The sequence below is a fragment of the Actinopolymorpha cephalotaxi genome (assembly GCF_013408535.1).
Lineage (GTDB): Bacteria > Actinomycetota > Actinomycetes > Propionibacteriales > Actinopolymorphaceae > Actinopolymorpha > Actinopolymorpha cephalotaxi.
Genome location: NZ_JACBZA010000001.1, coordinates 3,940,034 through 3,965,344, shown reverse-complemented (window position 1 = coordinate 3,965,344; position 25,311 = coordinate 3,940,034). Strand labels below are relative to the sequence as shown.

Annotated in this window: 22 protein-coding genes; 16 read left to right on the top strand and 6 right to left on the bottom strand. The window is 71.1% G+C overall.

Annotated features, from left to right (window positions below; translation table 11 throughout):
• Positions 1–174: 174 nt before the first annotated feature.
• From FHR37_RS17465 to pcrA, 4 genes are all read left to right on the top strand, one after another.
• The gene (locus tag FHR37_RS17465; RefSeq protein ID WP_237768549.1) at positions 175–1,131 is read left to right on the top strand and encodes a polysaccharide deacetylase family protein; all 957 of its coding nucleotides are present in this window, start codon (positions 175–177) and stop codon (positions 1,129–1,131) included.
• A 262-nt stretch (positions 1,132–1,393) separates the two neighbouring features.
• On the top strand, positions 1,394–3,532 hold the full coding sequence (locus FHR37_RS17460; RefSeq protein WP_092880636.1) for an ABC transporter substrate-binding protein: 2,139 nt from the start codon (positions 1,394–1,396) through the stop codon (positions 3,530–3,532).
• 109 nt (positions 3,533–3,641) lie between these two features.
• Positions 3,642–4,307 carry a gamma carbonic anhydrase family protein gene (locus tag FHR37_RS17455; protein WP_092880634.1) on the top strand — a complete coding sequence of 222 codons (666 nt, stop codon included), beginning with the start codon at positions 3,642–3,644 and terminating at the stop codon, positions 4,305–4,307.
• A gap of 43 nt (positions 4,308–4,350) precedes the next feature.
• Positions 4,351–6,714 (top strand): DNA helicase PcrA, encoded by a 2,364-nt coding sequence (gene pcrA, locus FHR37_RS17450; RefSeq protein WP_175542313.1) that lies wholly within the window; start codon positions 4,351–4,353, stop codon positions 6,712–6,714.
• Between the two features lie 95 nt (positions 6,715–6,809).
• Here the strand turns inward: pcrA and FHR37_RS33160 are convergent, their stop codons facing one another.
• Positions 6,810–7,514 carry a M23 family metallopeptidase gene (locus FHR37_RS33160; RefSeq protein ID WP_139238797.1) on the bottom strand — a complete coding sequence of 235 codons (705 nt, stop codon included), beginning with the start codon at positions 7,512–7,514 and terminating at the stop codon, positions 6,810–6,812.
• Between the two features lie 705 nt (positions 7,515–8,219).
• On the opposite strand from FHR37_RS33160, the gene FHR37_RS17440 reads away from it, so the two are divergent.
• The 3 genes from FHR37_RS17440 (at position 8,220) to sucD (ending at position 11,047) form a co-directional block, all read left to right on the top strand.
• Positions 8,220–8,738, top strand: a complete 519-nt coding sequence (locus FHR37_RS17440; RefSeq protein WP_237768548.1) for a cobalamin B12-binding domain-containing protein — start codon at positions 8,220–8,222, stop codon at positions 8,736–8,738.
• A 229-nt stretch (positions 8,739–8,967) separates the two neighbouring features.
• Positions 8,968–10,143 carry an ADP-forming succinate--CoA ligase subunit beta gene (gene sucC, locus FHR37_RS17435; protein WP_092880630.1) on the top strand — a complete coding sequence of 392 codons (1,176 nt, stop codon included), beginning with the start codon at positions 8,968–8,970 and terminating at the stop codon, positions 10,141–10,143.
• Positions 10,144–10,156: 13 nt separating this feature from the next.
• The gene (gene sucD, locus FHR37_RS17430) at positions 10,157–11,047 is read left to right on the top strand and encodes a succinate--CoA ligase subunit alpha (protein WP_092880841.1); all 891 of its coding nucleotides are present in this window, start codon (positions 10,157–10,159) and stop codon (positions 11,045–11,047) included.
• 172 nt (positions 11,048–11,219) lie between these two features.
• Here the strand turns inward: sucD and FHR37_RS17425 are convergent, their stop codons facing one another.
• Together FHR37_RS17425 and FHR37_RS17420 are read right to left on the bottom strand one after the other, a co-directional pair.
• Positions 11,220–12,266: a hypothetical protein gene (locus FHR37_RS17425; protein ID WP_092880628.1), complete on the bottom strand. Its 1,047-nt coding sequence runs from the start codon at positions 12,264–12,266 to the stop codon at positions 11,220–11,222.
• Positions 12,256–12,777: a SigE family RNA polymerase sigma factor gene (locus FHR37_RS17420; RefSeq protein WP_092880626.1), complete on the bottom strand. Its 522-nt coding sequence runs from the start codon at positions 12,775–12,777 to the stop codon at positions 12,256–12,258. The genes FHR37_RS17425 and FHR37_RS17420 overlap by 11 nt, the downstream gene beginning before the upstream one ends.
• Before the next feature lie 288 nt (positions 12,778–13,065).
• Between FHR37_RS17420 and FHR37_RS17415 the strand changes: the two genes are divergently transcribed.
• Entirely contained in the window at positions 13,066–14,316 is a 1,251-nt protein-coding gene (locus FHR37_RS17415) for a cell division protein PerM (RefSeq protein ID WP_139238796.1), read from the top strand.
• Between the two features lie 25 nt (positions 14,317–14,341).
• On the opposite strand, the gene FHR37_RS30955 is transcribed toward FHR37_RS17415, so the two are convergent.
• On the bottom strand, positions 14,342–15,217 hold the full coding sequence (locus FHR37_RS30955; protein WP_202817870.1) for a hypothetical protein: 876 nt from the start codon (positions 15,215–15,217) through the stop codon (positions 14,342–14,344).
• Between the two features lie 136 nt (positions 15,218–15,353).
• On the opposite strand from FHR37_RS30955, the gene purN reads away from it, so the two are divergent.
• From purN to FHR37_RS17370, 8 genes are all read left to right on the top strand, one after another.
• Positions 15,354–15,959 (top strand): phosphoribosylglycinamide formyltransferase, encoded by a 606-nt coding sequence (purN, locus tag FHR37_RS30950; RefSeq protein WP_202817887.1) that lies wholly within the window; start codon positions 15,354–15,356, stop codon positions 15,957–15,959.
• Positions 15,956–17,557, top strand: a complete 1,602-nt coding sequence (gene purH, locus FHR37_RS17400; RefSeq protein WP_092880618.1) for a bifunctional phosphoribosylaminoimidazolecarboxamide formyltransferase/IMP cyclohydrolase — start codon at positions 15,956–15,958, stop codon at positions 17,555–17,557. Before purN ends, purH begins: the two co-directional genes overlap by 4 nt.
• Before the next feature lie 94 nt (positions 17,558–17,651).
• Positions 17,652–18,692 (top strand): hypothetical protein, encoded by a 1,041-nt coding sequence (locus FHR37_RS17395; RefSeq protein ID WP_139238795.1) that lies wholly within the window; start codon positions 17,652–17,654, stop codon positions 18,690–18,692.
• A 107-nt stretch (positions 18,693–18,799) separates the two neighbouring features.
• Complete coding sequence (locus tag FHR37_RS17390; protein WP_202817869.1) at positions 18,800–19,420, top strand: alpha/beta hydrolase; 621 nt, start codon at positions 18,800–18,802, stop codon at positions 19,418–19,420.
• 161 nt (positions 19,421–19,581) lie between these two features.
• A complete protein-coding gene (locus tag FHR37_RS17385) occupies positions 19,582–19,986 on the top strand; it encodes a DUF3017 domain-containing protein (RefSeq protein WP_092880837.1) in 405 nt (134 codons plus the stop codon).
• Between the two features lie 146 nt (positions 19,987–20,132).
• Positions 20,133–21,101 carry a malate dehydrogenase gene (locus FHR37_RS17380; protein ID WP_092880614.1) on the top strand — a complete coding sequence of 323 codons (969 nt, stop codon included), beginning with the start codon at positions 20,133–20,135 and terminating at the stop codon, positions 21,099–21,101.
• Positions 21,102–21,172: 71 nt separating this feature from the next.
• Positions 21,173–22,393 carry an NADP-dependent isocitrate dehydrogenase gene (locus FHR37_RS17375; protein WP_092880612.1) on the top strand — a complete coding sequence of 407 codons (1,221 nt, stop codon included), beginning with the start codon at positions 21,173–21,175 and terminating at the stop codon, positions 22,391–22,393.
• A gap of 126 nt (positions 22,394–22,519) precedes the next feature.
• Positions 22,520–22,867 carry a hypothetical protein gene (locus FHR37_RS17370; protein WP_092880610.1) on the top strand — a complete coding sequence of 116 codons (348 nt, stop codon included), beginning with the start codon at positions 22,520–22,522 and terminating at the stop codon, positions 22,865–22,867.
• A gap of 76 nt (positions 22,868–22,943) precedes the next feature.
• On the opposite strand, the gene FHR37_RS17365 is transcribed toward FHR37_RS17370, so the two are convergent.
• Positions 22,944–24,227, bottom strand: coding sequence for a mandelate racemase/muconate lactonizing enzyme family protein (locus FHR37_RS17365; RefSeq protein WP_269086057.1), 1,284 nt, complete (start codon positions 24,225–24,227; stop codon positions 22,944–22,946).
• 272 nt (positions 24,228–24,499) lie between these two features.
• A complete protein-coding gene (locus FHR37_RS17360) occupies positions 24,500–25,234 on the bottom strand; it encodes an alkaline phosphatase family protein (protein ID WP_092880606.1) in 735 nt (244 codons plus the stop codon).
• Between the last annotated feature and the right edge of the window lie 77 nt (positions 25,235–25,311).

Below are 25,311 nucleotides of genomic sequence, written 5' to 3'. Positions count from 1 at the left end.
CAATCCTGTAGGGGATCTGACCGGTCGGTGGTCCCCTGCTCACGGGACCCGCCGGGACTGTGAACGCCTCGCCTCCTCCTTCACGCTGGCAGTGACTCGGGGGAGTGATGGGCGATGGCTGGAACGCGAGCTGCCGTGCGCCGGCGCGGTTTCGCCGGACGGATTTCCGCACTCGTGACCGGCCTCTCCGGCAGGCGAGCCATCGCCGGCTCCCTGACCGGCCGGGCCCCCACCATCCGGTTCCGGCGAACGGCGACCGCGGCGGGAGTCATCGTCGTCGGGCTCTCGCTGGTCAGATGCGCGCCGTCTGCGCCGGAGGACGTTTCGTCCGACCCGCGCCTTCCGTCCGCGAGTTCGGTTGCCCGGGGCACGCCGCCGAGCGGACTGCCCCAGCAGACGTCGTCACCGTCCGGTGCCGCCTCACCGGGTGCATCGGCCGGTGAGGCCGCCTCCCCGGTGCCCACCTCGAGCACGGGGACCACCCGGCCGACCCTGCCCGGTGACTCCACCGTCGGCACCCCGGACTCGCCGTCGACTCCGGGACACACCGTGGAGCCGGGCGTTCCGGGAAGTTCGGGAGATCCGGGTGCGACGGTGGGCCCGAAGGTTCTGTATCTCACGTTCGACGACGGTCCCAGTGAGTGGACGCCGAAGGTCCTGCAGGTGCTTGCCCGGCACAACGCGAAGGCGACGTTCTTCCAACTGGGCCAGCAGCAGAAGGAGTTTCCGGGGTTCGCCGATCAGGTGCGCAAGGCCGGGAACACGATCGGCAACCACACCTTCGACCACGCGTCCCTGCCGGCGAAGTCGTGGTCGGGGATGCGGGAGGAGATCGAGGGCGGTCCGGCCTCGAAGTGCCTGCGGCCGCCGTACGGCGCGGTGAACTCCGGCGTCCGCTCGGTCAGCGACGAGCTGAACCTTCGGGTCGTGCTGTGGGACGTCGACACCCTCGACTGGACCCGGCCCGGCTCGGCGGCGATCGAACGGCGGGTCGTGAAGGGTGCGCGTCCGGGCGCGATCGTGCTCATGCACGACGGCGGCGGCGACCGCCAGGAGACCGTCGACGCGCTGGACGGTGCCCTGAGCACGCTGGCCAAGCAGGGGTACGTGTTCCGCGCGCTCGACTGCTGACGCCGGATCGCCGCGCGTCGTGGGACGCCTTGCCCCGTTGGGTTTTGGGTTCATGATCTGAACGGATGGATGTCCGATCCCGGCCGTGACCGATCCTGGTCGCCCAGGGGTTGTCGACTGTCCGCCATCCGGCTCCGACGCTGTCCATGATGGGCCTTCCGGACCTGGCAGTGGCGAGGGTGTGTCCGCGCGCCTTCACTCGCCGGGTTCCCTGGCCGTGCCGAAGCGGAGCGCGGCTTCGTTCGCAAGGAAGGTGTGACCGATGGTGCATGGCAACGGCGTCAGCAGGCGCGGTTTTCTGTACGGTTCGGCGGTGGCCGCCGGGTCGCTCATGCTGGCCGCCTGCTCTGGCAACGACTCCACCGGCGGGAACGGTGGGTCGGGCAAGAAGGCCGCGGGCGGCGGAGGGGGTACCGGCTCGACTGCCAAGGGGTCGGTGAAGAAGCCGCTCGCCCCGCCGAAGAAGTTCTCCGAGGCGCCGATGCTGGCCGAACAGGTGAAGGCGGGCAAGCTCCCGCAGATCGACAAGCGGCTGCCCTCCTCGCCGTACGTCATTCCTCACCGCTGGGCCGAGCCGGGCAACTACGGCGGCCAGATGCAGATGGTCATCGACGCGAGCAACTCCGGTGCCATCAAGGAGTACATGTACGGCCACTCGTTGCTGCGGTTCCTCAACGACGGCCTGGACATCGGCCCCGGCCTGGTGGAGAGCTGGGAGTCCAACGCCGACGCCTCGGACTGGACGTTCCACTTCCGCAAGGGCCTGAAGTGGTCCGACGGTCAGCCGTGGACGACCGCCGACATCATGTACTGGTGGAACGACATGGTGCTCAACACCGAGCACCCGGAGGTGCCGCCGGACGACGTGCGGTCCGGCCGCAACACCATCGCCACGTTGACCGCCTCCGACGACTACACGTTGCGGATGAAGTTCGACGCACCCGCACCGATCACTCCGGAACGCCTCGCGGCCTGGGTCAACCGCGGTATCGGCCCGCAGTGGATGGCGCCCAAGCACGTGCTGAAGCAGTACCACCCCACGTACAACAAGAAGATCAAGGGCAAGGACTGGTACGTCAAGCACGACTTGCACCTGGACTGGCAGATCAACCCGGGCTCGCCGGTGATGACCGGCTGGTACACCAAGACCTACGACGAGGGCCGCAGCGTCGTCCTCGAACGCAACCCCTACTACTGGGTGGTCGACAAGGAGGGCAAGCAGCTGCCCTACCTCGACCAGGTCCGGTTCACCGTGGTGAAGGACCCGCAGGTCCAGAAGCTGCAGATGAGCAACGGCAGGTACGACTACGTGCACGGCGGCCACACGGCTCTCGTGCTCGGTGACATCTCCGGGCTCAAGCAGGCCGAGAAGCGCACGGGTGTCCAGGTCACCTTCTGGGACAGCGGATCAGGCACCGGTTCCATCTGCTTCCTCAACTACGACTACCCCGACGACAAGATGCGCGAGACGATCCGCAAGCCGGAGTTCCGGCAGGCGCTCTCCCACGCCATCAACCGGCCGGACGCCCGCAAGGCGATCTACTTCGACACCGGTGAGGTGACCACCGGAACGCTCAGCCCCAAGGGGCAGATGTTCACCATCAACGACGAGGCGAAGCAGCATTACACGCAATGGCGGGACGCGTACGTGAAGTACGACCCGGACAAGGCCAAGTCGATGCTGGACAAGCTTGGCCTGAAGGACAAGAACGGCGATGGCAAGCGGGAGTTGCCGGACGGCTCCAAGCTGCAGATCTCCCTGGACTACCCGGCCGACGCCAGCGCCGAGCACGTCCAGAAGAACAACCACCTCAAGCGGGACTGGGAGGCCGTCGGCATCAAGACGGTCATCAACCCCGTGCCGCCGGAGGCGTTCGGCGACCGCTGGGGCCGCGGTGAGCTGATGACCACCACCGCCTGGGAGGTGGGCGACTGTTCCCCGCTGATCTACCCGGGCTGGGTGATCCCGGTCGAGACCGGTCACTGGGCACCGCTGCACGGACAGGCGTTCATCATGCAGACCGGCGACCCGAAGAAGATGAAGGAACAGGCCAACCTCTCCCCGTGGAAGCGGACGCCGCCGTGGATGCTGGCGGAGAAGGGCGACCCGATCGACCGGCTGTGGAAGCTGTACGCGCAGGCCCGGGTCGAGCCGGACAACATGAAGCGGATCCAGATCATGTGGGAGGTGCAGAAGATCCACATCGACGAGGGACCGTTCTTCTTCGGCATCGTCGCCAACTACCCCCGCATCGTGCTGACCCGCAAGGGCCTGCACAACGTTCCGAAGAAGGAGAACCTCGCCCTCGGCGGATGGGTGAACCCGTGGATCCTGCCGTCCCCGGCGGTCTACGACCCGGAGCTGTACTTCTGGGACAAGCCGGAGGAGCACAAGGTGTGACGCGACGACGCTGACGCGCGGGACAGCCCGCCACTCCCACGGCCGGTGACGCCACCGGCCCGGGCGTGGCGGGCTGTCCTGTGTCGGTGGGGTGCCCGAGGATGGCGGCATGCTGATCCGCCACAGAGGGGCCGGGCCGATCGTTCACGAGTCCGCCTACGTCGCCCCCAACGCCACCCTGGTCGGCCGGGTCGTCGTCGGCCCGCGGGCCAGGATCATGTACGGCGCCGTGCTGGATGCCGAGGGTTCCTCGGTCGAGGTGGGGGAGTCCTGCGTCGTCGCCGAGCATGCTGTCCTGCGGGCCAGCGCGATCGGCGACGAGGAACGCCCGGTCCGGCTGGCCGACCACGTGTTCGTCGCTCCGCACGCGACCGTGCTGGGCTGCACGGTGGAACGCTGCTGCTATCTCGCCGCCAACGTCACGGTCCTGCACGGGGCCCGGCTGGGTCCGGGAGCGAGCATCGCGGTCGGCGCCCTCGTGCACGCGCGGACGGTCGTACCCGACGGGTTCTTCGTACCACCGCACACCCTAGCGGCCGGCGACCCCGCCCGGGTGATCACGCCCGACCAGCGGGACGAGGCCGCGGCCGCGGTGCGCGACGCCGACTTCGCCGCCGCGGCGTTCGGGGTGAGCGCCGAATGGGAGGACCGGGTACGACGGTACGAAGCGGCCGCCGAGGCACGCTCGGCGGAGTTCGCCGCCCACCTCGACGACGAGCCGTCGACACCGGACATGTCCGGCCTGTCGGGTGGCGGTGTCGGCGGGCACTCGTAGGCTGGGCCACACGATGAGCGCCCTGTCTTCGCACACCCACCCGATGACCGATTCCAACGAGGCTTCCGACGCGAAGTCCACCGGCGAGAGATCCGCCGCCGACCTCGGCCGAGCCGAAGGCCGCCGAGGCGGGCCCGGCTCGACCGCGCCCGGCGACGACGCGTCGACCCGCCGTCCCGGCCACGACCCGGAGACCCTGCTGGAGGGGCTCAACCCGTCCCAGCGGGCGGCGGTCGTGCACGAGGGACACCCGCTGCTCGTGGTGGCCGGCGCGGGGTCGGGCAAGACCCGGGTGCTCACTCGCCGGATCGGGTGGCTGCTGGCCGAGCGGGGCGCGCGGCCGAGTTCGGTGCTGGCGATCACCTTCACCAACAAGGCGGCGGGGGAGATGCGCGAACGCGTCGCCGAGCTGGTGGGGCCGCGGGCGGCGGGGGCGATGTGGGTCTCCACGTTCCACGCCTCCTGCGTGCGCATCCTGCGGCGGGAGATCAAGCGGTTCGGGATGTCCTCGTCGTTCTCGATCTACGACGACGCCGACTCGCGCCGGCTGATGACGCTGGTGTGCCGCGACCTCGACCTGGACTCCAAGCGCTACAACCCGCGCTCGGTGCTCAACTGGGTGTCCAACTGCAAGAACGAGCTGATCGACCACGAGGAGGCGGCGCGGCGCGCCGAGAACCACCTCGAGCGCACCTTCGCCGAGTGCTACGGGCTCTACCAACAGCGACTGCGCGAGTCCAGCGCCCTCGACTTCGACGACATCATCATGACCACTGTGCACCTGCTGCAGGCGTTCCCCGACGTCCGCGAGCACTACCGCCGCCGGTTCGCGCACGTCCTGGTCGACGAGTACCAGGACACCAACCACGCGCAGTACGTCCTGGTCCGCGAGCTGACCAGCGCCGACGGCGACGAGCCGCACGGCGAGCTGATGGTCGTGGGCGACGCCGACCAGTCGATCTACGGCTTCCGCGGCGCGACGATCCGTAACATCCTGCAGTTCGAGGAGGACTTCCCCGACGCCCAGGTGATCCTGCTGGAGCAGAACTACCGCTCCACCCAGACGATCCTGACCGCCGCCAACGCGGTGATCAGCCGCAACGCCGGCCGCAAGGCCAAGAACCTCTGGTCCGACGCCGGCTCCGGTGAGTCCGTGGTGGGCTACGTCGCCGAGGACGAGCACGACGAGGCGCAGTTCGTCGCCGAGGAGATCGACCGGCTGGGCGACCTGGGCGCGGCCCAGCCCAAGGACGTCGCGGTGTTCTACCGCACCAACGCACAGAGCCGGGTGTTCGAGGAGATCTTCATCCGCGTCGGCCTGCCCTACAAGGTCGTCGGCGGGGTCCGCTTCTACGAACGCCGGGAGGTGCGGGACGCGCTCGCCTACCTCCGGCTGCTCGCCAACCCCGAGGACACCGTGTCGTTGCGCCGGATCCTCAACGTCCCGAAGCGGGGGATCGGCGACCGCGCCGAGGCCTGCGTCGAGGCGTTCGCCCAGCGCGAGCGGACCACCTTCTGGCAGGCACTGCGCCGCACCGACGAGGTGCTGGGCCTGGCCACCCGGTCGGCCAACGCCATCCGCGGGTTCGTGACGATGATCGACGAGCTGGTGGCCGCGGTGGCGGAGGGGATGCCCCCCGCCGACCTGCTGGAGCAGGTGCTCCACCGCAGCGGCTACCTGAAGGAGCTGGAGAACTCTCCCGACCCCCAGGACGAGACCCGGGTGGAGAACCTCTCCGAGCTGGTGGCCGTGGCCCGGGAGTTCACCGAGGGAGCGGTGGCGGAGGGAGTGCCGGCCACCCTCGCCGACTTCCTCGAACGCGTCGCCTTGGTCGCCGACTCCGACCAGATTCCCGACGGCGAGGACAACGGCGGCGTGGTCACGCTGATGACCCTGCACACCGCGAAGGGGCTGGAGTTCCCGGTCGTCTTCCTCACCGGCCTGGAGGACGGGGTCTTCCCGCACCAGCGCTCACACAGCGACGCCAAGGAGCTGGAGGAGGAACGCCGGCTCGCCTACGTCGGCATCACCCGGGCGCGCAAGCGTCTCTACGTCTCCCGGGCCGTGGTCCGCAGTGCGTGGGGAGCGCCGCAGCACAACCCCGCGTCCCGCTTCCTCGACGAGATTCCGGCCGAGCTGGTGGACTGGCGGCGTACGGAGGCCGACCAGATCTCGTGGAGCTCGCAGTCGGTCAGCAGCCGACGTACCGACCGGCAGGCCGGCCGGACCGCCCAGCGGCCGATCGTCGCGTTGTCGGCCGGCGACCGGGTGGTGCACGACACCTTCGGCATGGGATCGGTGGTGGCCACCGCCGGCCAGGGCGACAACGCCGAGGCCACGGTCGACTTCGGGTCGGAGGGTGTCAAGCGGTTCCTGCTCCGCTACGCGCCACTGCAGAAGCTCTGACGTCGGACCAGCAGAAGGCCCCCGCTCCGACGTGAGGTCGAAGCAGGGGCCGACTGTGGCTTCTGGGGCCTACCGACGTCGAGCCGGCCGCCGGGTCAGAGAAGACCCTTCTGGCGCAGCCAGGGCATCGGGTCGATTGCCGTACCCCCGGCGGGGTGCACCTCGAAGTGCAGGTGTGGTCCGCTGGAGTTGCCGGTGCTCCCGACGTAGCCGATCAGCGTGCCGGCACGCACCGGGCCGCTCCGGAGGGCGATCCGCGACAGGTGGCAGTACCACGTCACGGTGCCGTCCTCGTGCCGCACCTGGATCCGGTTGCCGAACGCGCTGTACGCGCTCTCCCAGCCCGCGCCGATGATCTCGCCGTCGCCGACGGCGTAGACGGGCGTGCCGAGCGGCGACGCGAAGTCCAAGCCTGTGTGCAGGTGGCTCCACATGGAGCCGGCCCGGCCATAGCCCGCCGACAGGCGGAACTTGCGTACCGGCAGGGTCCACTCGATGGAGCGTTCCATCGTCTGCCGCCCCGAGGCTCCCGCCGCGGTGCGTTCGATCGACCGGATCTCCTGGCTGTGCTCCGCGGCCCAGGCCGCTCGCTCCTGGTCGGCGGCCGCTCGGGCGCGGTGCGCAGCGGCCAGGTCGGCGGCGTCCGCGGTGGGCTTGGCGGTGCGCTTGGACCGGTCGGATCGCCTGGCCGCGTCCTCACGGGCCTGCTCGACCTGGCTCACGCTCCGGGCGATGCTTGCCGGCAGCGCGCGTTGGACCGTGGTCTCGCCCCGCGCCAGCGCGTTCGAACCCACGAACACGGCGCCGGACGCGACGGCGAAGGTGGCGACGCCGGCGAGGACCGGGACGGTGGGGAAACTTCGCCCGGTCTCGGCCCGGCGGTGCCCGACCTGTCGTGTCCCCGGCTGGGTCTCGGCCTGAGTCCCGGACGAGGGAAGCCGGAGAGTCGAGGGGGTCTGGAGGACCGGAGCGGCGCCACGTGACCTCGCCGGGGTCACCGGACGGGAGGTCCGGGAAGCCGACGTGTCTCGCGACGGTCGAGTGCGGCCCGCCGATCGGTCACGGCGGTGCTTCGCGGTCTCGGCCACTAGTGAGCAACCTTCCTGAAGCGGGGTCTGCCGATCTCGAGTTCATCGTTCTTTCGGCAGCAAACGCGCCAGACGATAACGGATTGGTGTCAACGGGCCAAACAACTCGTACCGACCAGGCCGGAAACGGACCCCCGGATACTACAAGTCGGGCATTCCAGACAGCCCCGGGACACGCGGCGTGACCGGTCCGGCGCGGCAGGACACCCGGCGTCACCTGTCTGCCGGACGAGAAACACCGCGGGTCACCGGAATCCGGGTCCGATGCCATAAGTTCGGGGCAGAAGTTCGAGGCGGTCGCCGAGCCGGTTCCCGAGGCCTCGCCCCGGTCTTCCCGCGAGATCTCGCGGGAAGTTGGCGAGAATGTCGGCGCGGCGCCGGTGTGGTGCCGGCTGAGTCGAGAGGTGCGTGGGTGACGTGCAGGCAGAACAGGTGCGTTCGCCGATCCGGGTGGTCGTCGCCAAGCCCGGGCTGGACGGCCACGACCGGGGAGCGAAGGTCGTTGCCCGTGCGCTGCGCGACGCCGGCATGGAGGTCATCTACACTGGCCTGCACCAGACTCCGGAGCAGATCGTGGAGACCGCGATCCAGGAGGACGCCGACGGGATCGGCCTGTCCGTACTCTCCGGTGCGCACCTGACGCTGTTCCGGCGGCTGACGGATCTGCTGCGGGAGCGGGATGCCGACGACATCGTGGTGTTCGGCGGGGGGATCATCCCCGAGGCCGACATCGTGACGCTGGCGCGGATGGGAGTTGCCCGCGTCTTCACTCCCGGCGCGTCGACCCAGGAGATCGTGGGCTGGGTCAGCACCCACCTCGGCGACCAGGCCGAGGGCGCGGAGGCGTCGGTGGCACAGACCGCACAGGCCGCGCACACCGGAGAGAGCGCCCACACCGGCGAGAGCGTGGAGGGTACGGAGGCGTCGCCGGCCTGAGCGTCCTCCCGGCTCCCGCCCTTGTCCGCTGCCTTGTCCGCTGCCTGGACCGGCGTCTCGCCGGCGGCCTGGTTCGCAGGTCAGCGCCCGTGCGCGGGTGACGGGTGACGGCTCCTGCGCCGCGTGCCCCGCTCGCGGCGCGCCGACCCGGCGGCGTTAGGCTCGCGGCCGGGCCTTCGTACGGCCCGCCAGCCAAGGCGTCTGCGAACCGACCAGGAAGAGCGCGCTAGTGGACCTGATGGAATTCCAGGCGAAGGAACTCTTCGCCAAGCATGGCGTACCCGTCACACTCGGGCGGGTCGTCGAGACAGCGGGCGACGCCCGGCCGGCCGCCGAGGAACTCGGTGGGAAGGTCGTCGTCAAGGCCCAGGTGCTGACCGGCGGCCGGGGCAAGGCCGGCGGGGTCAAGCTCGCCACCGACCCCGACGACGCGGTGACCAAGGCCGAGGCGATCCTCGGTATGGACATCAAGGGCCACGTGGTCCGCCGCGTTCTGGTGGCACCGGCGGCGTCGATCGCCGAGGAGTACTACTTCTCGTTCCTCGTCGACCGGTCCAACCGTTCCTACCTCTGCATCGCCAGCGCCGAGGGTGGGGTGGAGATCGAGGAGGTCGCCCACACCAACCCCGACGCCGTGGCCAAGGTCGCGATCGACCCGGTGGCCGGCGTGGACGAGGCGAAGGCCCGCGAGATCGTCGCCGCGGCCAACTTCCCCGCCGACGTCGCCGAGGCCGCCGTGCCCGCGATCCTCGCGCTGTGGAAGGCGTTCGTCGCCGAGGACGCCACGCTCGTCGAGGTCAACCCCCTGGTGAAGCTGGCCGACGGCACCATCGAGGCGCTCGACGGCAAGGTCACCCTGGACGCCAACGCGTCGTTCCGGCACGAGGACCACGCCGCGTTCGAGGACAAGGCGGCCACCGACCCGCTGGAGCAGCGGGCCAAGGACAAGCACCTCAACTACGTCAAGCTGCAGGGTCAGGTCGGCATCATCGGCAACGGCGCTGGCCTGGTGATGAGCACGCTCGACGTGGTGGCCTACGCCGGTGAGGAGTTCGGCGGCGTGCAGCCGGCCAACTTCCTCGACATCGGTGGCGGCGCGTCCGCCGAGGTGATGGCCAACGGGCTGGAGATCGTCCTGTCCGACCCCGACGTCAACGCCGTCTTCGTCAACGTCTTCGGCGGGATCACCGCCTGTGACGCCGTGGCCAACGGCATCGTCGCGGCGTTCAAGCTGCTCGCCGACCGGGGTGAGGCGGTCTCCAAGCCGCTCGTCGTCCGTCTCGACGGCAACAACGCCGAGCTCGGCCGGCAGATCCTCGCCGACGCCGCGCTGGACGGCGTCGAGCAGGTCGACACGATGGATGGCGCCGCGCGTCGCGCGGCCGAACTGGCCGCGGCGCGGTAAGGAGACTTCACACATGGCGATCTTCCTCACCGAGAACAGCAGGGTCATCGTGCAGGGGATGACCGGCTCGGAGGGCATGAAGCACACGACGAAGATGCTGCGGGCCGGCACCAACGTCGTCGGGGGCACCAACCCGCGCAAGGCCGGCCAGAAGGTCGAGGTCGAGGGCCGATCGCTCCCGATCTTCGCCACCGTCGGCGAGGCGATGGAGCAGACCGGTGCCGACGTCAGCGTGGTGTTCGTCCCGCCGGCGTTCACCAAGGCCGCCGTCAACGAGGCCGTCGACGCGGAGATCCCGCTGGTCGTGGTGATCACCGAGGGCGTGCCGGTCCACGACACCGCGGACTTCTTCACCCGGGCGCAGGCCAAGGGTGGGCGTACCCGCATCGTCGGGCCGAACTGCCCGGGCGTCGCCTCGCCGGGCAAGTCCTACGCCGGCATCATCCCGGCCGACATCACCGGCCCGGGACGGATCGGGCTGGTGTCCAAGTCGGGCACGCTGACCTACCAGATGATGTACGAGCTGCGCGACCTCGGCTTCTCCACCGCGGTCGGCATCGGCGGTGACCCGATCATCGGGACGACCCACATCGACGCCCTGGCGGCATTCGAGGCCGACCCGGAGACCGAGGTCATCGTGATGATCGGTGAGATCGGCGGGGACGCGGAGGAGCGGGCCGCGGAGTTCATCAAGGCCAACGTCACCAAGCCGGTGGTCGGCTACGTCGCCGGCTTCACCGCGCCCGAGGGCAAGACGATGGGCCACGCCGGCGCGATCGTGTCCGGCTCGTCCGGCACCGCGCAGGCCAAGCAGGAAGCGCTCGAGGCCTGCGGTGTGCGGGTCGGCCGCACCCCCAGCGAGACCGCCCGGCTGGTACGCGAGGTCGTCGAGGGCCGCGGATAGCCCAGTCCCGCGCAGTCCCGCCCAATCCCGGCCTGACAGGTCGGGTACGCGAGGGCGAGAAACAAGACAGGCCAGGAACAACGACGAGGCGGGTCCCGGCCGGGACCCGCCTCGTCGGCTGTCGGCAGGGTCCGGCTTGCCGGCGCTCAGCCCGACCTCTCGTCGTCGTCGCTCAGCTGCCGCCGCTGGTCGCCAGCCGGTCGGCCGTCGCCATCAACGTGGCGGCCATCGGGTCGGCGCCGTAGCTGAAGTCCTGGCCGTCCTCGTGCCAGACGACCACCGACAGCTGAGCACCGGTGCGCACCAGCCCGACCACCTCGATCTGGCCGGTGCCGTCGCCGTTGTCGTGGCCGACCCACCACCAGCCGGCCTGGTCGCCGGCATCGGAGCTGGTCGGGCCGTGTGGCTGCCCCCAGCCGCAGGCGGTCAGCCAGCCGCGGAACGTGTCGTACGCCGAGACCGCGTCCGCGTCGGTCCCGAACCGGCCGACCACGTTGGTGCCGGTGACGGTGCCCTCGGCACCCCAGGTGAAGTCGCGGCGCACGGCCTGCACCGCGCCGAGCCCGGCGAGGTCGCCGGACTGGCAGTGCGCCGCCGCCGACCCCTCGGCCGCGCTGGTGCCGGCGTCGGCCCAGCTGGACCCGGAGTCGTTCACCGTCGGCATCTCCGCCGCGCTCAGCAGCGCGTCGGCGGTCAGCGGCGGGGCCGACGGGGCCGGAGGAGCGGTGGTCGGAGTGGGTTCGGGAATCACCGGCGGAGGGGCGGTGCCGGTGGAGGAGGCCGTGGGGACGGACGGAGGGGGCGTGGACGACCTGGTCACCGGCCCGTGCTGCCGGTGCTCGGGTGGTGCGTGGGTGGGCTTCGGCCGGGCGTAGCGGGACGCCGCGCCGCCGGCGGTGAGCCGGGCGCGCGGGGGTTCGGGGTCGATCCGCAGGGCGGTGCCGAGGATGCCGGTGGGCGTCGGCCGCGGCATCCCGGGCAGCGTGGCGGGCGGGTCGCTGACCGGGGTGAGGTGCTCGCTGGGGATGCCGGCGATCACGCTGTAGCCGAGCAGCCCGACCCCCGCGACGACGGCGATGCCGGTGCTCGCGGCGCGCTGGACGTGCCGCCGGACGCCGCGCCGGCGCAGCTGGCCGGGGTCCGCCCAGTCGACGATGCCGAGGTCGGAGCGCAACCGGGTCAGCTGGTCGTCGACCCGGTGGTCTGCGTCAGCGGGCATGCTCGGTCTCCTCCGTCGCACTCTCGGCCCGGGGATCGCTCTCGCGCAGAAGTGCGGCGAGTGCGGCGCGGCCCCGGGACAGTCTGGCCTTGACGGTGCCGCTCGGAACGCTCATCTCCCGTGCGACCTCCTCGACCGACATCCCGACCAGATGGTGGAGCACGATGGTGCGCCGCTGCGCCTCGGGGATCTCCTTGAGCGCGGCGACGAGTGCGACGTTGTCCGGACTGGGCTCGGGTGCGTGCGACGGCGGGCCGTGCCGGGCCATCGCGGCGACGCCGTTCTTGATCTTGCGCCATCTGCTGGCGGCGATCCGCCAGGCGACGGTGCGCAGCCAGGCCTCGGGGTTGGCGTGGGAGGCCACGTCCGTCCAGTGTTGCCAGGCTCGGGCGTACGCCTCTTGGACACAGTCTTGAGCATCTGCGAGGTTTCCGGTCATCGCGTACATCTGGTGGAGGAGTCGTTGCCGGGTGGCGTGGTAGAAGGCGTCGAAGTCGTCGGCTTCCGCCATGCGCCCTCCGCCACCCCCGCCGACTCTCTCCAGATGACACCGCACCCCGGCCGGTGGTTGCAGCGTTGGTGCCCTCGGATTGGGCAAACTTCGGCCGCGACCCACGGGTGTCAGGACGAACATAGTCAAACCGGTCCGGGTACGGCTCCGCATACCGGCCGATCGAGAAACATCTGTGACTTTTCCGGTGCGAATCCTCCCACGCCGTTTCGGATCTTTTGCCGGTGGTGTGCCCGTGCGGCGTGTCCGAGGCGGCACGAACCCGGCTCGGCTGGGACGATGTCTGCGATGACCGACCTGCTGGCGCGTTCAGTCGCGCGCGTACCAGGACGCCCACCCGGTGGTGGGCACCCCAGGCCGGCGCCCGTGGGGGCGCTCCTGGCGGCCGGCTGGGCGGTGCTCGCGGGGGCGTTGCCGTGTGCGGCGCTCGCCGTCGTGGGCTGGTTCGCCACGACCGGGGGCACCGCGTCGTGGGCCTTCCGGATCGGTGTGGACGCCTGGCTGGCGGCCCACTGGGTGCCGATCGCCTTGTCCGACGGCCGGTACGACCTCGCGCCGTGGGGCCTGACCGCGTTGCCCGTCCTGTTGCTGTGGCGGGCGGGCGGCTGGGTCGCCCGCACGGCCGAGCTGCGCGGCGCGCGCGACACCTGCCTGGGGGTGGGCTCCCTGGCGGTCGGCTACGGCGCGCTGGTGACGCTCGTAGCCCTGGCCACCCGCGCCGACGAGGCGGCACCCGACCTCGTTCGGGCGTTCGGCTACGCCACTGTGCTCGCCGCGGTGGTGGGTGGCGCCGGGACGATCCGGGAGACCGGTCACGCGAAGTCGTTCTGGGGGCGACTGCCCGAGGGGGTGCGGGCCGTGCTCTACGGCGGGACTGCCGGCCTGGTCGCACTGCTGACCTGTGGCACAGCGCTGGTCGCGGTGTCGCTGGCCGTGCACGCCGGCCGGGTCGCCGACCTCACCGGGTCGCTGGCACCCGGTCCGGTCGGTCTGGTGCTCCTGCTCGTGGCATGCCTGGCCTACCTCCCGAACGCCGCGGTGTTCGGTGCGGCGTACGCCCTCGGCCCGGGTTTCGCGGTCGGCACCGGCACGGTCGTCGCACCGTCGGGAGTCCTGCTCGGCACGCTGCCGGCGTTCCCCCTGCTCGGCGCTCTCCCGGTGACCACGACGCCACCCGGCTGGCTGGCGGCGGTGCTCGTGCTGCCGATCGCGGCCGGCGCGGTGGCGGGACTGGCGGCCGTACGGCGGTATCCGGAGTACGGCGTGGAGACCGCGGCGGCCCGGGCCGGACTGGCCGGGGTGGCCGGCGGGGTGATGTACACGCTGGTCGCCCTGCTGGCCGGCGGCTCGGTCGGGCCCGGGCGGCTGGCCGACGTCGGGGTGCCGGCGGCCCAGACGGCGCTGATAGCCGTCAGCACGCTCGGGATCGCCGGGGCGGTCGCGGTACTGGCGAGCAGGGCGGTGGCTCGGTGGAACCCGCGGCTCCCCGGCCGGTCGCGCGGTGACGCGGACGGCTCGGCCGCGGCCGGGGAGGACTGAGTGTCAGGACTGAGTTAGGACTGAGTTAGGACCGGGACGGCGGCGAGAGCCGGTCGAAGATGCTCTTCTCGAACGTCGTCTGGCAGTTCTGTCGCGCGGTCTGGGTGTTGGCGCCGGACACGCACTCCTGGTAGTCCACGATCTCGCTCCAGAAGACGGCCCACACCACCGACAGCACGAGGCCGATCGCCACCGCCACCACGCCGAGAACCAGCCCAGGTCCGGCGCCGGGGACCGCCCGGCCGGCCCGGCGCCCCTTGCGTCGTCCGGCCACCCCGAGCCCGATCGCCACACCGCCGGCGAAGATGCCGAGCGGGGGAACGAAGATGCTCGCCAGCAGGCCGAAGATGCCGAGCATCAGGGCGAAGCGACCGTAGACGTTCACCTGACGGCGCTGGTCCTCGGACTCGGCCGGTCCGTGCGTGCCGCCCGGTTGTCCGCCGGGACCGCCGGGACGACCGGGACCGCCGCTCCAGCCGCCGGTCGGGCCGCCCCAACCGCCCCCTGACGGGGAGCCACCCTGCTGAGCGCCGCCGGGACGGGCGCCCGCCGGGCCGTTCCCGCCCTCACCTCCGCCGCGACCACTACCGCTCCCGCCGCCGTGCCCCGAGCCGCTACCGGACTCGCCCGGGTTGTCGCCGGTCGGCATGATCCGCGCGTACGGCGTACCGCTGCGCGGCCGGCCGAAGACCCGCTCGGTGTCCGCGGGAGCGACGGTGCCCTCGGGCGGGATCGGGGCAAGTCCGGAGTCGCCGGATTCGTCCGCACCGGTGGTCGTACCTGTCCCGGCGCCCGGGCCGCCGCTCCTGCCCGTCGCCGTACCCGCCCGGGCACCCTCCAGGGGCGTGCCGGTCGATTCGTCCTCGCGACGGCCCTCGGGGGGATTGTCGGTACTGCTCACAGGGGCTTCTCCCGTCGTTCGCGCGTCTACCGCTATCGTGACGGAACGTCGGACTCGAAGCGAACGTGCCCCGGGTAGGTCGGCGGCGTCGTCCAGTTCGTGCGTCCGCGGCCGACCGACCAGCGAGGAGCTCATCCTGTCCGCCCGCCTCGTCGTCCTGCTCTCCGGCTCGGGAACCCTCCTGCAGGCTCTGCTCGACGCCACCCGCGATCCGGCGTACGGCGCCACGATCGTCGCCGTCGGCGCCGACCGCGACGGGATCGAGGGGCTGGCCCGCGCCGAGCGCGCGGGCGTTCCGACGTTCACGTTGCGGGTGCGCGACTTCCCCGACCGTGCCGACTGGGACGCGGCACTCACCGCGAAGGTGGCCGCCTTCGAACCCGACCTGGTGGTGTCGGCCGGTTTCCTCAAGCTGGTCGGCACGTCGTTCCTGACGGAGTTCGGCGGGAAGTACGTCAACAGCCACAACTCGCTGCTGCCGGCGTTCCCCGGAATGCACGGGCCGCGCGACGCCCTCGCCTACGGCGTCCGGCTGGCCGGCGCCACGTTGTTCGTCGTCGACGAGGGTGTCGACGCCGGTCCGATCATCGCCCAGGTCGCCGTGCCCGTGCGCGACGACGACACCGAGGAAACGCTGACCGAACGCATCAAGGTCGCAGAGCGCCGCCAGCTCGTCGACATCGTCGGCTCGATGGTGCGCGAGGGCTACACCGTCTCGGGCAGAAAGGTCACCATCCCGTGAACGACACCACCAGCACCACCACCGGGCCGGCCGCCGCCGACGAGGGCCGGCGTCCCATCCGCCGCGCGCTGGTCAGCGTCTATGACAAGTCCGGGTTGACAGAGCTGGCTCGCGGGCTGGCCGACGCCGGAGTGTCGATCGTGTCCACCGGCTCCACCGCCGCGACCATCGAGGCGGCCGGGATCGCGGTGACCCGGGTGGAGGAGCTGACCGGCTTCCCCGAGTGCCTGGACGGCCGCGTCAAGACGCTGCACCCGCGGGTGCACGCCGGCCTGCTGGCCGACACCCGTAACCCCGACCACGTGCGCCAGCTCGCCGACCTGAACGTCGAGGCGTTCGACCTGCTGGTGTCGAACCTCTATCCGTTCGCGGAGACGGTCGCCTCCGGCGCCGGTCCGGACGAGGTGGTCGAGCAGATCGACATCGGTGGCCCGGCCATGACCCGTGCGGCCGCCAAGAACCACGCCAGTGTCGCGGTGGTCACCTCTCCGCAGCGGTACGCCGACGTGCTGGCCGCGGTCGCCGCCGGCGGTTTCACCCTGGACCAGCGGCAGCGGCTCGCCGTCGAGGCGTTCGTGCACACCGCCACCTACGACGTGCAGGTCGCGTCCTGGCTCGGCAACATCGTGGCCCCCACCGACGAGGGCACCGGCTTCCCGGCGTGGTTCGGCGCCACCTGGAACCGCCAGGCGGTGCTGCGGTACGGCGAGAACCCCCACCAGCGCGCCGCGCTCTACTCCTCCGCCTCGACCGCGCCCGGCCTCGCCCAGGCCGAGCAGCTGCACGGCAAGGAGATGTCGTACAACAACTACGTCGACGCCGACGCGGCCCGGCGGGCGGCGTACGACTTCGCGGTCCCCGCGGTGGCGATCATCAAGCACGCCAACCCGTGCGGCATCGCGGTGGCCGCCGACCTGGCCGAGGCGCACGCGAAGGCACACGCCTGTGACCCGGTGTCGGCGTTCGGCGGGGTGATCGCGACCAACCGCCCGGTGACCGAGGCGATGGCCCGGCAGGTCGCGGAGGTGTTCACCGAGGTGGTGGTGGCGCCGGAGTTCGAGCCGGCGGCGCTGGAGATCCTCACCCGGAAGAAGAACATCCGGCTGCTGCGCTGCCCGGCGCCCACGGGCGCCGGGGTGGAGATCAGGCAGGTCTCCGGCGGTGCGCTGGTGCAGACGGTCGACGCGGTGGACGCCCCCGGCGACGACCTGCTCGGCTGGCGCCTGGTGGCCGGCGACCCGGTCGACGACTCGGTGCTCGCCGACCTGGTGTTCGCCTGGCGGGCGGTGCGGGCGGTCAAGTCCAACGCCATCCTGCTCGCCAGTGGCGAGGCGACCGTCGGCGTCGGCATGGGCCAGGTCAACCGGGTCGACTCCGCCCGGCTCGCGGTGGCGCGGGCCGGTGAGCGGGCAGCCGGATCGGTGGCCGCCTCGGACGCGTTCTTCCCGTTCGCCGACGGGCTGCAGGTGCTGCTGGACGCCGGCGTGCGCGCGGTCGTGGAGCCGGGTGGTTCGGTCCGCGACGACGAGGTGATCGCGGCGGCCCAGGCGGCCGGGGTGCCGTTGTACTTCACCGGAACCCGGCACTTCTTCCACTGAGCGCGTACGACCGAGGCGTTCTCCCCCGCGCGGGTGACACCGTGGCCCTTCGCGGGGGAGGGGTCGGGGCCTCAGGCCCCCTAGCGTCGGTGCCATGACGACTCCGGTGCTTCCCGGGAGTACGCCGAGGCTGACGGTGGCCCGTAAGGCCGCTGCCTACTTCGCCGCGCTGGCGATGCTTCCGTACTTCCTGCTCAAGATCTTCTGGGTACGCGACGGCCTGCGCGGTGGCGGTCTGCACACGGGAGTGTGGAAGGCGCTGGACTGGGCGGCGATCAACGCGATGACGGTGGCGATGGCCGGCGCCGCGATCCTGCTCGGGCTGGCGCTCGGGCAGCGGTGGGGTCTGCGGATCCCGGCGTGGCTGCTGCTGCTCCCCGCGTGGGTGGGGATGGGGTTCCTGTGCTCGATGCTCCCGTTGATTCCCGTCTTCGCCATGCTCCCGGACGTGGGCGCGGACCCGGCCGGGCCGAAGCTTCCGCTGGCGTCCTGGGAGGTCGAGATGATCTCGGTGTCCTTCGCCGGGTTCGGGCTCGGCCTGGCCGTGGCAATGCCGCTCTACGTGCGGGAACGCTGGCCGGCGTTGTTCCGGCGCGGGGACGGGCCGGAAGCCCGCTCCGCGGACGCCGCCGGGCCCGGGACGCCCGACCACACCGGTGAGCTGCGGGTGTCGCTGGCGAGGATCGCGGCGGGTGTCTGCGCGGTGCTCGCCGCCGCCCAGGCGTACTGGGCGTTCGGTGGAACGCTCGCACTCGACCCGCACGCGCTTGCCGCCCGTGACCTGCGCTGGTTCCTGCTCACCGGCAGCAACGCCTGCTGGGCACTCGTCGCCGCCTGGGGCGCCGGCCGGCTCGGGCGTCGCCGGAGCGGCCCGCCTTCCCGGGGAGCGCTGCTGTTCACCTGGGTGGCGTCGGGCGCGCTGTTCGCGTGGGGATCGTGGCGCGCGACGTTCGTGTTCGCGGTGCCGTCGGCGTACTCCGCTCCGGAGTTACCCGCCGTGCAGGCCCTGCAGAACCACCTCGGTGCACTCGCCGGGCTGGTGATCCTCGTCCTCCTGCTGCTCACCGTCGCCGGGCCCGTACACGCGGCCGGTCACCGGTCCGGCAGCCCCGGTGACGTCCCCGGCGCCGCGTAGCTCACACACGTGACCAAGGTGCCCGTCCAGCCCTCCCATCCAGGGGTATCCCGCGCATCCTTCCCGCCGCGTTGCCGGCTGCGCGGCGAGGTCGGCAGAGTGGGAACGTGACGACACTGCTGCTGGTCCATGGCGGCCTCTGGGAGGACATGGACGCCGAGCGGTTCTGGCACGAGCCCGGGATCGTCGCCGGTCTGGAGGAGCGCGGCTTCACCGTGCTCGCGCCGGACCGGCTCCCGCGGGCGCGCTCCTGGCCGGCCGAGGTCGAGCACCTGGTCCCGCTGCTGCCGCCGGGCCCGGTCTGTGTGGTGGCCGGGTCGAACGGTTGCTCGGTGGCCGTCCGGTTGGCGCTGACCTGTCCGGAGCGGGTGGACCGGCTGGTCCTGGCATGGCCCGCGACGGTCGGCGAGCCCGTGGTGGACGTACGCACCCGCCGCGGCCTGACCGAGCTCGGCGCGTCGCCGCGGATCATCGGCGACCTGCTCTCGGGCGAGGTCCTGCGCGGGGTCGCCGAGAGTGAGCTCACCGGGATGAAGCTGCCGGTCGGGGTGCTCCCTTCGGCACCGGAGAACCCCGTCCACCGGCGCCGTACGTCCCTTGCCCTGTGCTCCCTCCTGCCGCACCCGTCGGAGCTGCCGGGGACGCCGGAACCGGTACGCCGGGACTTCCGGCCGTACCTCGGCTCGTTCCTCGCCAGCGTCACCTCCTTCGCCTCCGAGGCGCTCTGACCCGGTCTCCGGGGTGCGCCGGCAGCCCGCCGGGCGGACCTGGCGTCCGCGACGCACCGGGGCCACCCGGGCGGTTGCGGGCAGCCGCCGCACCCGGGGCGAGTAGCCTGCCGTTCTGCGAGGAACCCACGGAGTCCCAGGAGAGTCCCAGGAGGGTGGTCATGGTCGACCAGCCAGGCGGCGAGGCAGCCCGGCCGACCTCGGCACCCCCTGTCGAGGCCGCCGGGGGAACGCCCGCCGACAGGCAGGCGTTCTGGAAACGTTGGGGTCGTCCACGGGGCCGCCCACTTCCACCGATTCGTCCCTGGCCGCGCCGGCAGTGGCCGCTGCTGGTGGTTCTCGCCGGGGTGGTCGCCTCCCTGGTGGTCGTGGTGGTGGTCGACTTCCGGCCCGGTACGGCACTGTTCGCCTGCTCGGTCCTGTTGGCGGCGGTGTTCCGGTTGGTGCTGACCACCAGGCGAGCCGGCCTGCTGGTGCTGCGGAGCCGGATGACCGACGTGGTGACGCTCGCGATCATGGGAGGTGCGGCTCTGGTGCTGGCGCTGGCCGTGCCGGACATCCGATGAGTCCCGAATGACCCCGAACAGCCGTGGGGACGGCTGCTCGGTTAGGCTTCGACAACTATCTCGACGCCAAGACATATCCCGAGAACGCCGAGAACGCTGAGTCCGACGCCGCACATCCGGGCGGCACTTCCAGGAGGCGAGCACACATGGCGCGTAACGGCAAGGTTGCTGTCGTCGGTGCGGGTTTCTACGGGTCGACGACCGCGCAGCGACTCGCCGAGTACGACATCTTCGACGAGGTCGTCCTCACCGACATTCTCGAGGGCCGGCCTGAGGGGCTGGCGCTCGACATCAACCAGTCCCGCGCGGTCGAGGGCTTCGAGACCAAGGTCACCGGCCAGACGACCGGTCGCGACGGCGGAGGCTACGAGGCGATCGCCGGCTCCGACATCGTGATCATCACCGCCGGCCTGCCGCGCAAGCCCGGCATGAGCCGGATGGACCTGATCGAGACCAACGCCAAGATCGTCCGGCAGGTCGCGGAGAACGTCGCCAAGCACGCGCCCAACGCGGTGGTCATCGTGGTGTCCAACCCGCTGGACGAGATGACCGCGCTGGCCCAGCTGGCCACGCAGTTCCCGCGCAACCGCGTGCTCGGCCAGGCCGGCATGCTCGACACGGCGCGGTTCACCAACAGCGTGGCGGAGAAGCTCGGCGTCCCGGTGGGCGCCGTGACCACGCTGACCCTCGGCTCCCACGGCGACACGATGGTGCCGGTCCCCAGCAAGTGCACCGTCGAGGTCGACGGCGCCACCAAGCCGCTGACCGAGCTGCTGTCCGCCGAGGACATCGAGGCGCTGGTGGATCGCACCCGCAACGGCGGGGCGGAGGTCGTCGCCCTGCTCAAGACCGGCTCGGCGTACTTCGCACCCTCGGCCGCGGCGGCCCGGATGGCCAAGGCGATCGCGGAGGACTCCGGTGCTGTCATGCCCGTGTGCGCATGGGTCGACGGTGAGTACGGCATCGACGGCGTCTACCTCGGCGTCCTCGGTGAGCTCGGCAGGTCCGGCGTACGCAAGGTCGTCGAGACCGACCTCACCGACAGCGAGCTGGCCGCGCTGAAGGAGGCGGCGGAAGCCGTCCGCAGCAAGCAGTCCGACGTCCAGAACCTCTAACCCCACCCTCGACGTGGGTGGCCGGCGGGGTTGCCCCCACCCCGATCCACGTCCTGGCCGGAGGAGCCCCCTTGTCAAAGATCAGCGTGAAGAACCCGATCGTCGAGCTTGACGGCGACGAGATGACCCGGGTCATCTGGAAGGACATCAAGGAGCAGCTGCTGCTGCCCTACGTCGACCTCCAGCTCGACTACTACGACCTCGGCATCGAACACCGCGACGCCACCGACGACCAGGTGACGGTCGACGCCGCGAACGCGATCAAGCAGCACGGCGTGGGCGTGAAGTGCGCCACGATCACCCCCGACGAGGCGCGGGTCGAGGAGTTCGGCCTGAAGAAGATGTGGCGTTCGCCGAACGGCACGATCCGCAACATCCTCGGCGGCGTCGTGTTCCGCGAGCCGATCATCATCGACAACGTTCCCCGCCTGGTGCCGGGCTGGACCAAGCCGATCATCATCGGCCGGCACGCCCACGGCGACCAGTACAAGGCCACCGACTTCGTGGTGCCGGGTCCGGGCAAGCTCACCGTGACCTACACCCCGGCCGACGGCAGCCAGCCGATGGAGTTCGAGGTCGCGGACTACCCCGGTGGCGGCGTCGCGATGGCGATGTACAACTACGACGACTCGATCCGCGACTTCGCCCGGGCCTCGCTGAACTACGGCCTGCAGCGCGGCTACCCGGTCTACCTGTCGACGAAGAACACCATCCTCAAGGCCTACGACGGCCGCTTCAAGGACCTGTTCGCCGAGGTCTTCGAGACGGAGTTCAAGGGCAAGTTCGAAGAGGCCGGCATCACCTACGAGCACCGGCTCATCGACGACATGGTGGCGCAGGCCCTGAAGTGGGAGGGCGGCTTCGTCTGGGCGGCCAAGAACTACGACGGTGACGTGCAGTCCGACACCGTCGCGCAGGGCTTCGGTTCGCTCGGCCTGATGACCAGCGTGCTGATGACCCCGGACGGCCGTACGGTCGAGGCCGAGGCGGCACACGGCACGGTGACGCGGCACTTCCGGCAGTGGCAGAAGGGCCAGAAGACGTCGACGAACCCGATCGCGTCGATCTTCGCCTGGACGCGGGGCCTGGCCCACCGCGGCAAGCTGGACGGCACGCCGGAGGTGTCGGCGTTCGCGCAGACGCTGGAGCAGGCCTGTGTGGAGACCGTCGAGGCCGGCAAGATGACCAAGGACCTCGCCCTGCTGGTCGGTGACGACACCGAGTGGCTGAGCACCGACGACTTCCTGGCCGCGCTGGCCGAGACGCTGAAGGCGAAGGTGGCCAAGCAGTAGGTCGTTCTTTCGTTCGGCCACGACGTACGTCGTGATCGTCGCCCACCCAGGTCGGCTCAGGCCGGTCGGGTGGGCGACGTCGTCCCGGCCGCGTTTCGTGATCGCCGTGCGCGGAAGGATGGATCCGTGGCCACCACACTCAACAAGAGCGCGTTCGAGCACGCCAGGCGGCTTGTTCGGGACGGGAAGTTCACCACCGACGAGCGGGACGACTGGAGCGAGCACCAGCCGTCCGCGGCGGACGAGAACGCCTATCTGGACAAGCACGGCTACGAGGAGTACGGCCTCTGGTACCTCGGCGTCGACGACGAGCAGAACCCCGAGACGAAGTCGCACTACAAGTTCCCGTACGGCGACTTTGCGAAGGTGCACCGCTGCGGGGTGATCAGCGCGGAGTCCCGGGCCGGCCAGAACGACTACGACGACATCGAGTCCGCCGCCCTGAAGCTGCGTGAGCTGATCGACGAGCAGTGACGCGATGGCGCTCGCCTACGTGTCCTGGACTCGGCCCGGGTCGCGCAGTGTGCAGCCGCCGGCGGTGGGTGGGCCCCTATCGGCTGGACACTTCGTGGTGGGCGTCGCGCAGGAATTCCGGTGTGATCTCCACGCCCCAGCCGGGCGCCGTCGACACCTTGACTCCGCCGTTCTCCAAGCGGAGTTCGGGTTCGTAGACACCGCGCGTCCACGGCGTGTCCTCGATGCCCCACTCGTGGAACTGGTGACAAGCCGGCATTGACGCGGCGAGGTGCAGCGTGAACACCTGTAGCATCGAGGTGTTCGAGCAGTGCGGCGTACACGGGATTCCCGCGTCCTCGGCCATTCTGGCCACGCGACGGGCCCGGGCGACGCCGCCGATGTAGCCGATGTCGGGCTGCACGATGTCCACCGCGTGCGACTCGATCATCCGGCGGAACTGCACCAGCGAGTTGTCCTGCTCGCCGCCGGCCACCGGGATGTCGAGGGCCGCCGCGACCTGCGCGGTGTTCTCCAGCAGGGGATACGGGCAGGGCTCCTCGAAGTGGCCGTAGCCGTGGTCCTCCAGGATCCGTCCCACCCGGATCGCGCGGGACACCGAGAAGCCGCTGTTGGCGTCGGCGTGGATGGTGAAGTCGTCGCCCATGACCTCGCGGATGTGCGGGATCAGCTTCTCGGTCCGGCCGGGGGAGGCGTCCCGGTCCGCGCCCATCACGTCGCCGATCCGGACCTTGGCGGCGCGGAAGCCGTACTCCTCGCGCAGCGCGGCTAGCCGCTCGGCCTCGGCCTCGGGGGTGATCGACCGGCTCATGCTGGAGGCGTACATGGGTACGAAGTCGCGCACCTGACCACCGAGCAGCTTGTGGACCGGCTGGCCGGTCACCTTGCCGAGAAGGTCCCACAGTGCGGTGTCGATGCCGCACAGCGCGCGGTAGAGGAAGGTCGAGGGAAACTTGTACTCCTTGCGCAGGCAGCGTTCCACCAGCGCCTCGAGGTCCCACGGGTCCTGGCCGAGGAAGTGCGGTGCGGCCATCTCGTGCAGCAGCCGTACGGACAGGCCGGGCCGGAACGGCGACGTCTGCCCGATCCCCTCCGCCCCGTCGTCGGTGCGGATGCGGACGATCGCGATCTGGTCGGCCAGGAACGTCTCGATGGTCTCGATCCTCATCGGACCATTCGAGCCGACGCGGACGGTCGTACGGAAGGCACTCGTCCCGGTCCGGTCGGCCGACCCCGGCGACGCCTCGGCGCCTGGCCCCCGCGGCCGGCGATTCTTCCGCGGAAGAATCGCCGCGAGTACGAGCCGGGAAGACGTGTGGGTGCTCTGGGCCCCACACGTCTTCCCAGTTCGTGGTTGCACGTCGCGCAGGGGCGTCGGCGGAATCGACCGGTGGAGCGTGAAGAGTGCGGGTGGCTCCGGCCACCCGGAGCGTTCACGCTTGCCTCGGACGGGTCGGCCGGCTCGGCAGTGTGAAGAGTGCGGGTGGCCCTGACCACCAGGAACTTTCACGCTCTTGCTCGCGGACCGAGCCGAGCCGATTCAGTACGGGATTCTTCCGCGGAAGAATCCCGCGCCGCCCGAGCCGCCCGCGCCGCCCGCGCGACGCCGGCCCGCGCGCCGCCGGCCGCGCTTCAGGCAGGTTGGACGTCGACGTCGAACGGGCGGCCGGTCAGGCCCCACGACGGGTCGAGGTCGATGCCCAGGGCGGTCAGGACGTGCGGGTGGATGTCGGCGTGGGCGAGTCCCTCCGGCGGTGTGGCCGGCACCGTGGGGCCGGATGCCGCGATCCAGGCCGTGCGTTCCTCGGGGGAGTCGCCACCGTGACCGCCCTCGTCGCGGTGCCCGTGGTCGGTCACCACGACGACCGTCCACTCCTCGGTGGCAGCTGTGGCCCGGGCCCGGATCGCGGCCAGGATCCGGCCCATCCGCGCGTCGGTGGCCTCGATGGCGTGGACGTACTCCGGGCCGGTGCCGAGTTCGTGCGCGACCGCGTCCGGCCCGACGAAGTACACGAACGCCGCGTGCACGTCCTGGCGGCCCAGCACCTCGACCGCGTCGTCGGCGAGCTGGTCCTCACACTGCTCCCAGGTCGCCAGGCCGTGGTGTTCGGTGCCGCCGGGCGGGATCAGCCGGCCGCCGGGGAAGATCGGGCCGCCGTGGTCGGTGGTCACCAGCGGCGGCCAGTCGGCCAGCGCGAAGGTGCGCGCTCCGGGCCGGGCGTGTTCGACCCGGGCCAGGAAGGTCGGATGGGCCGCCAGCTGGTTGCCGTGCAGGTCGTTGTCGAAGATGCGGTGCACCGGCGGGAGGACTCCGGTGGCCACCGTCGCCCAGACGGGGCCGGAGATGGTCGGCCCGCTGGGATCCACCTGGATCGGGGCGAGGAAACGTCGGCCGCGATGGCGTCCAGGTGTGGTGTGCGGGCGCGGCGCAGAACATCGAAACG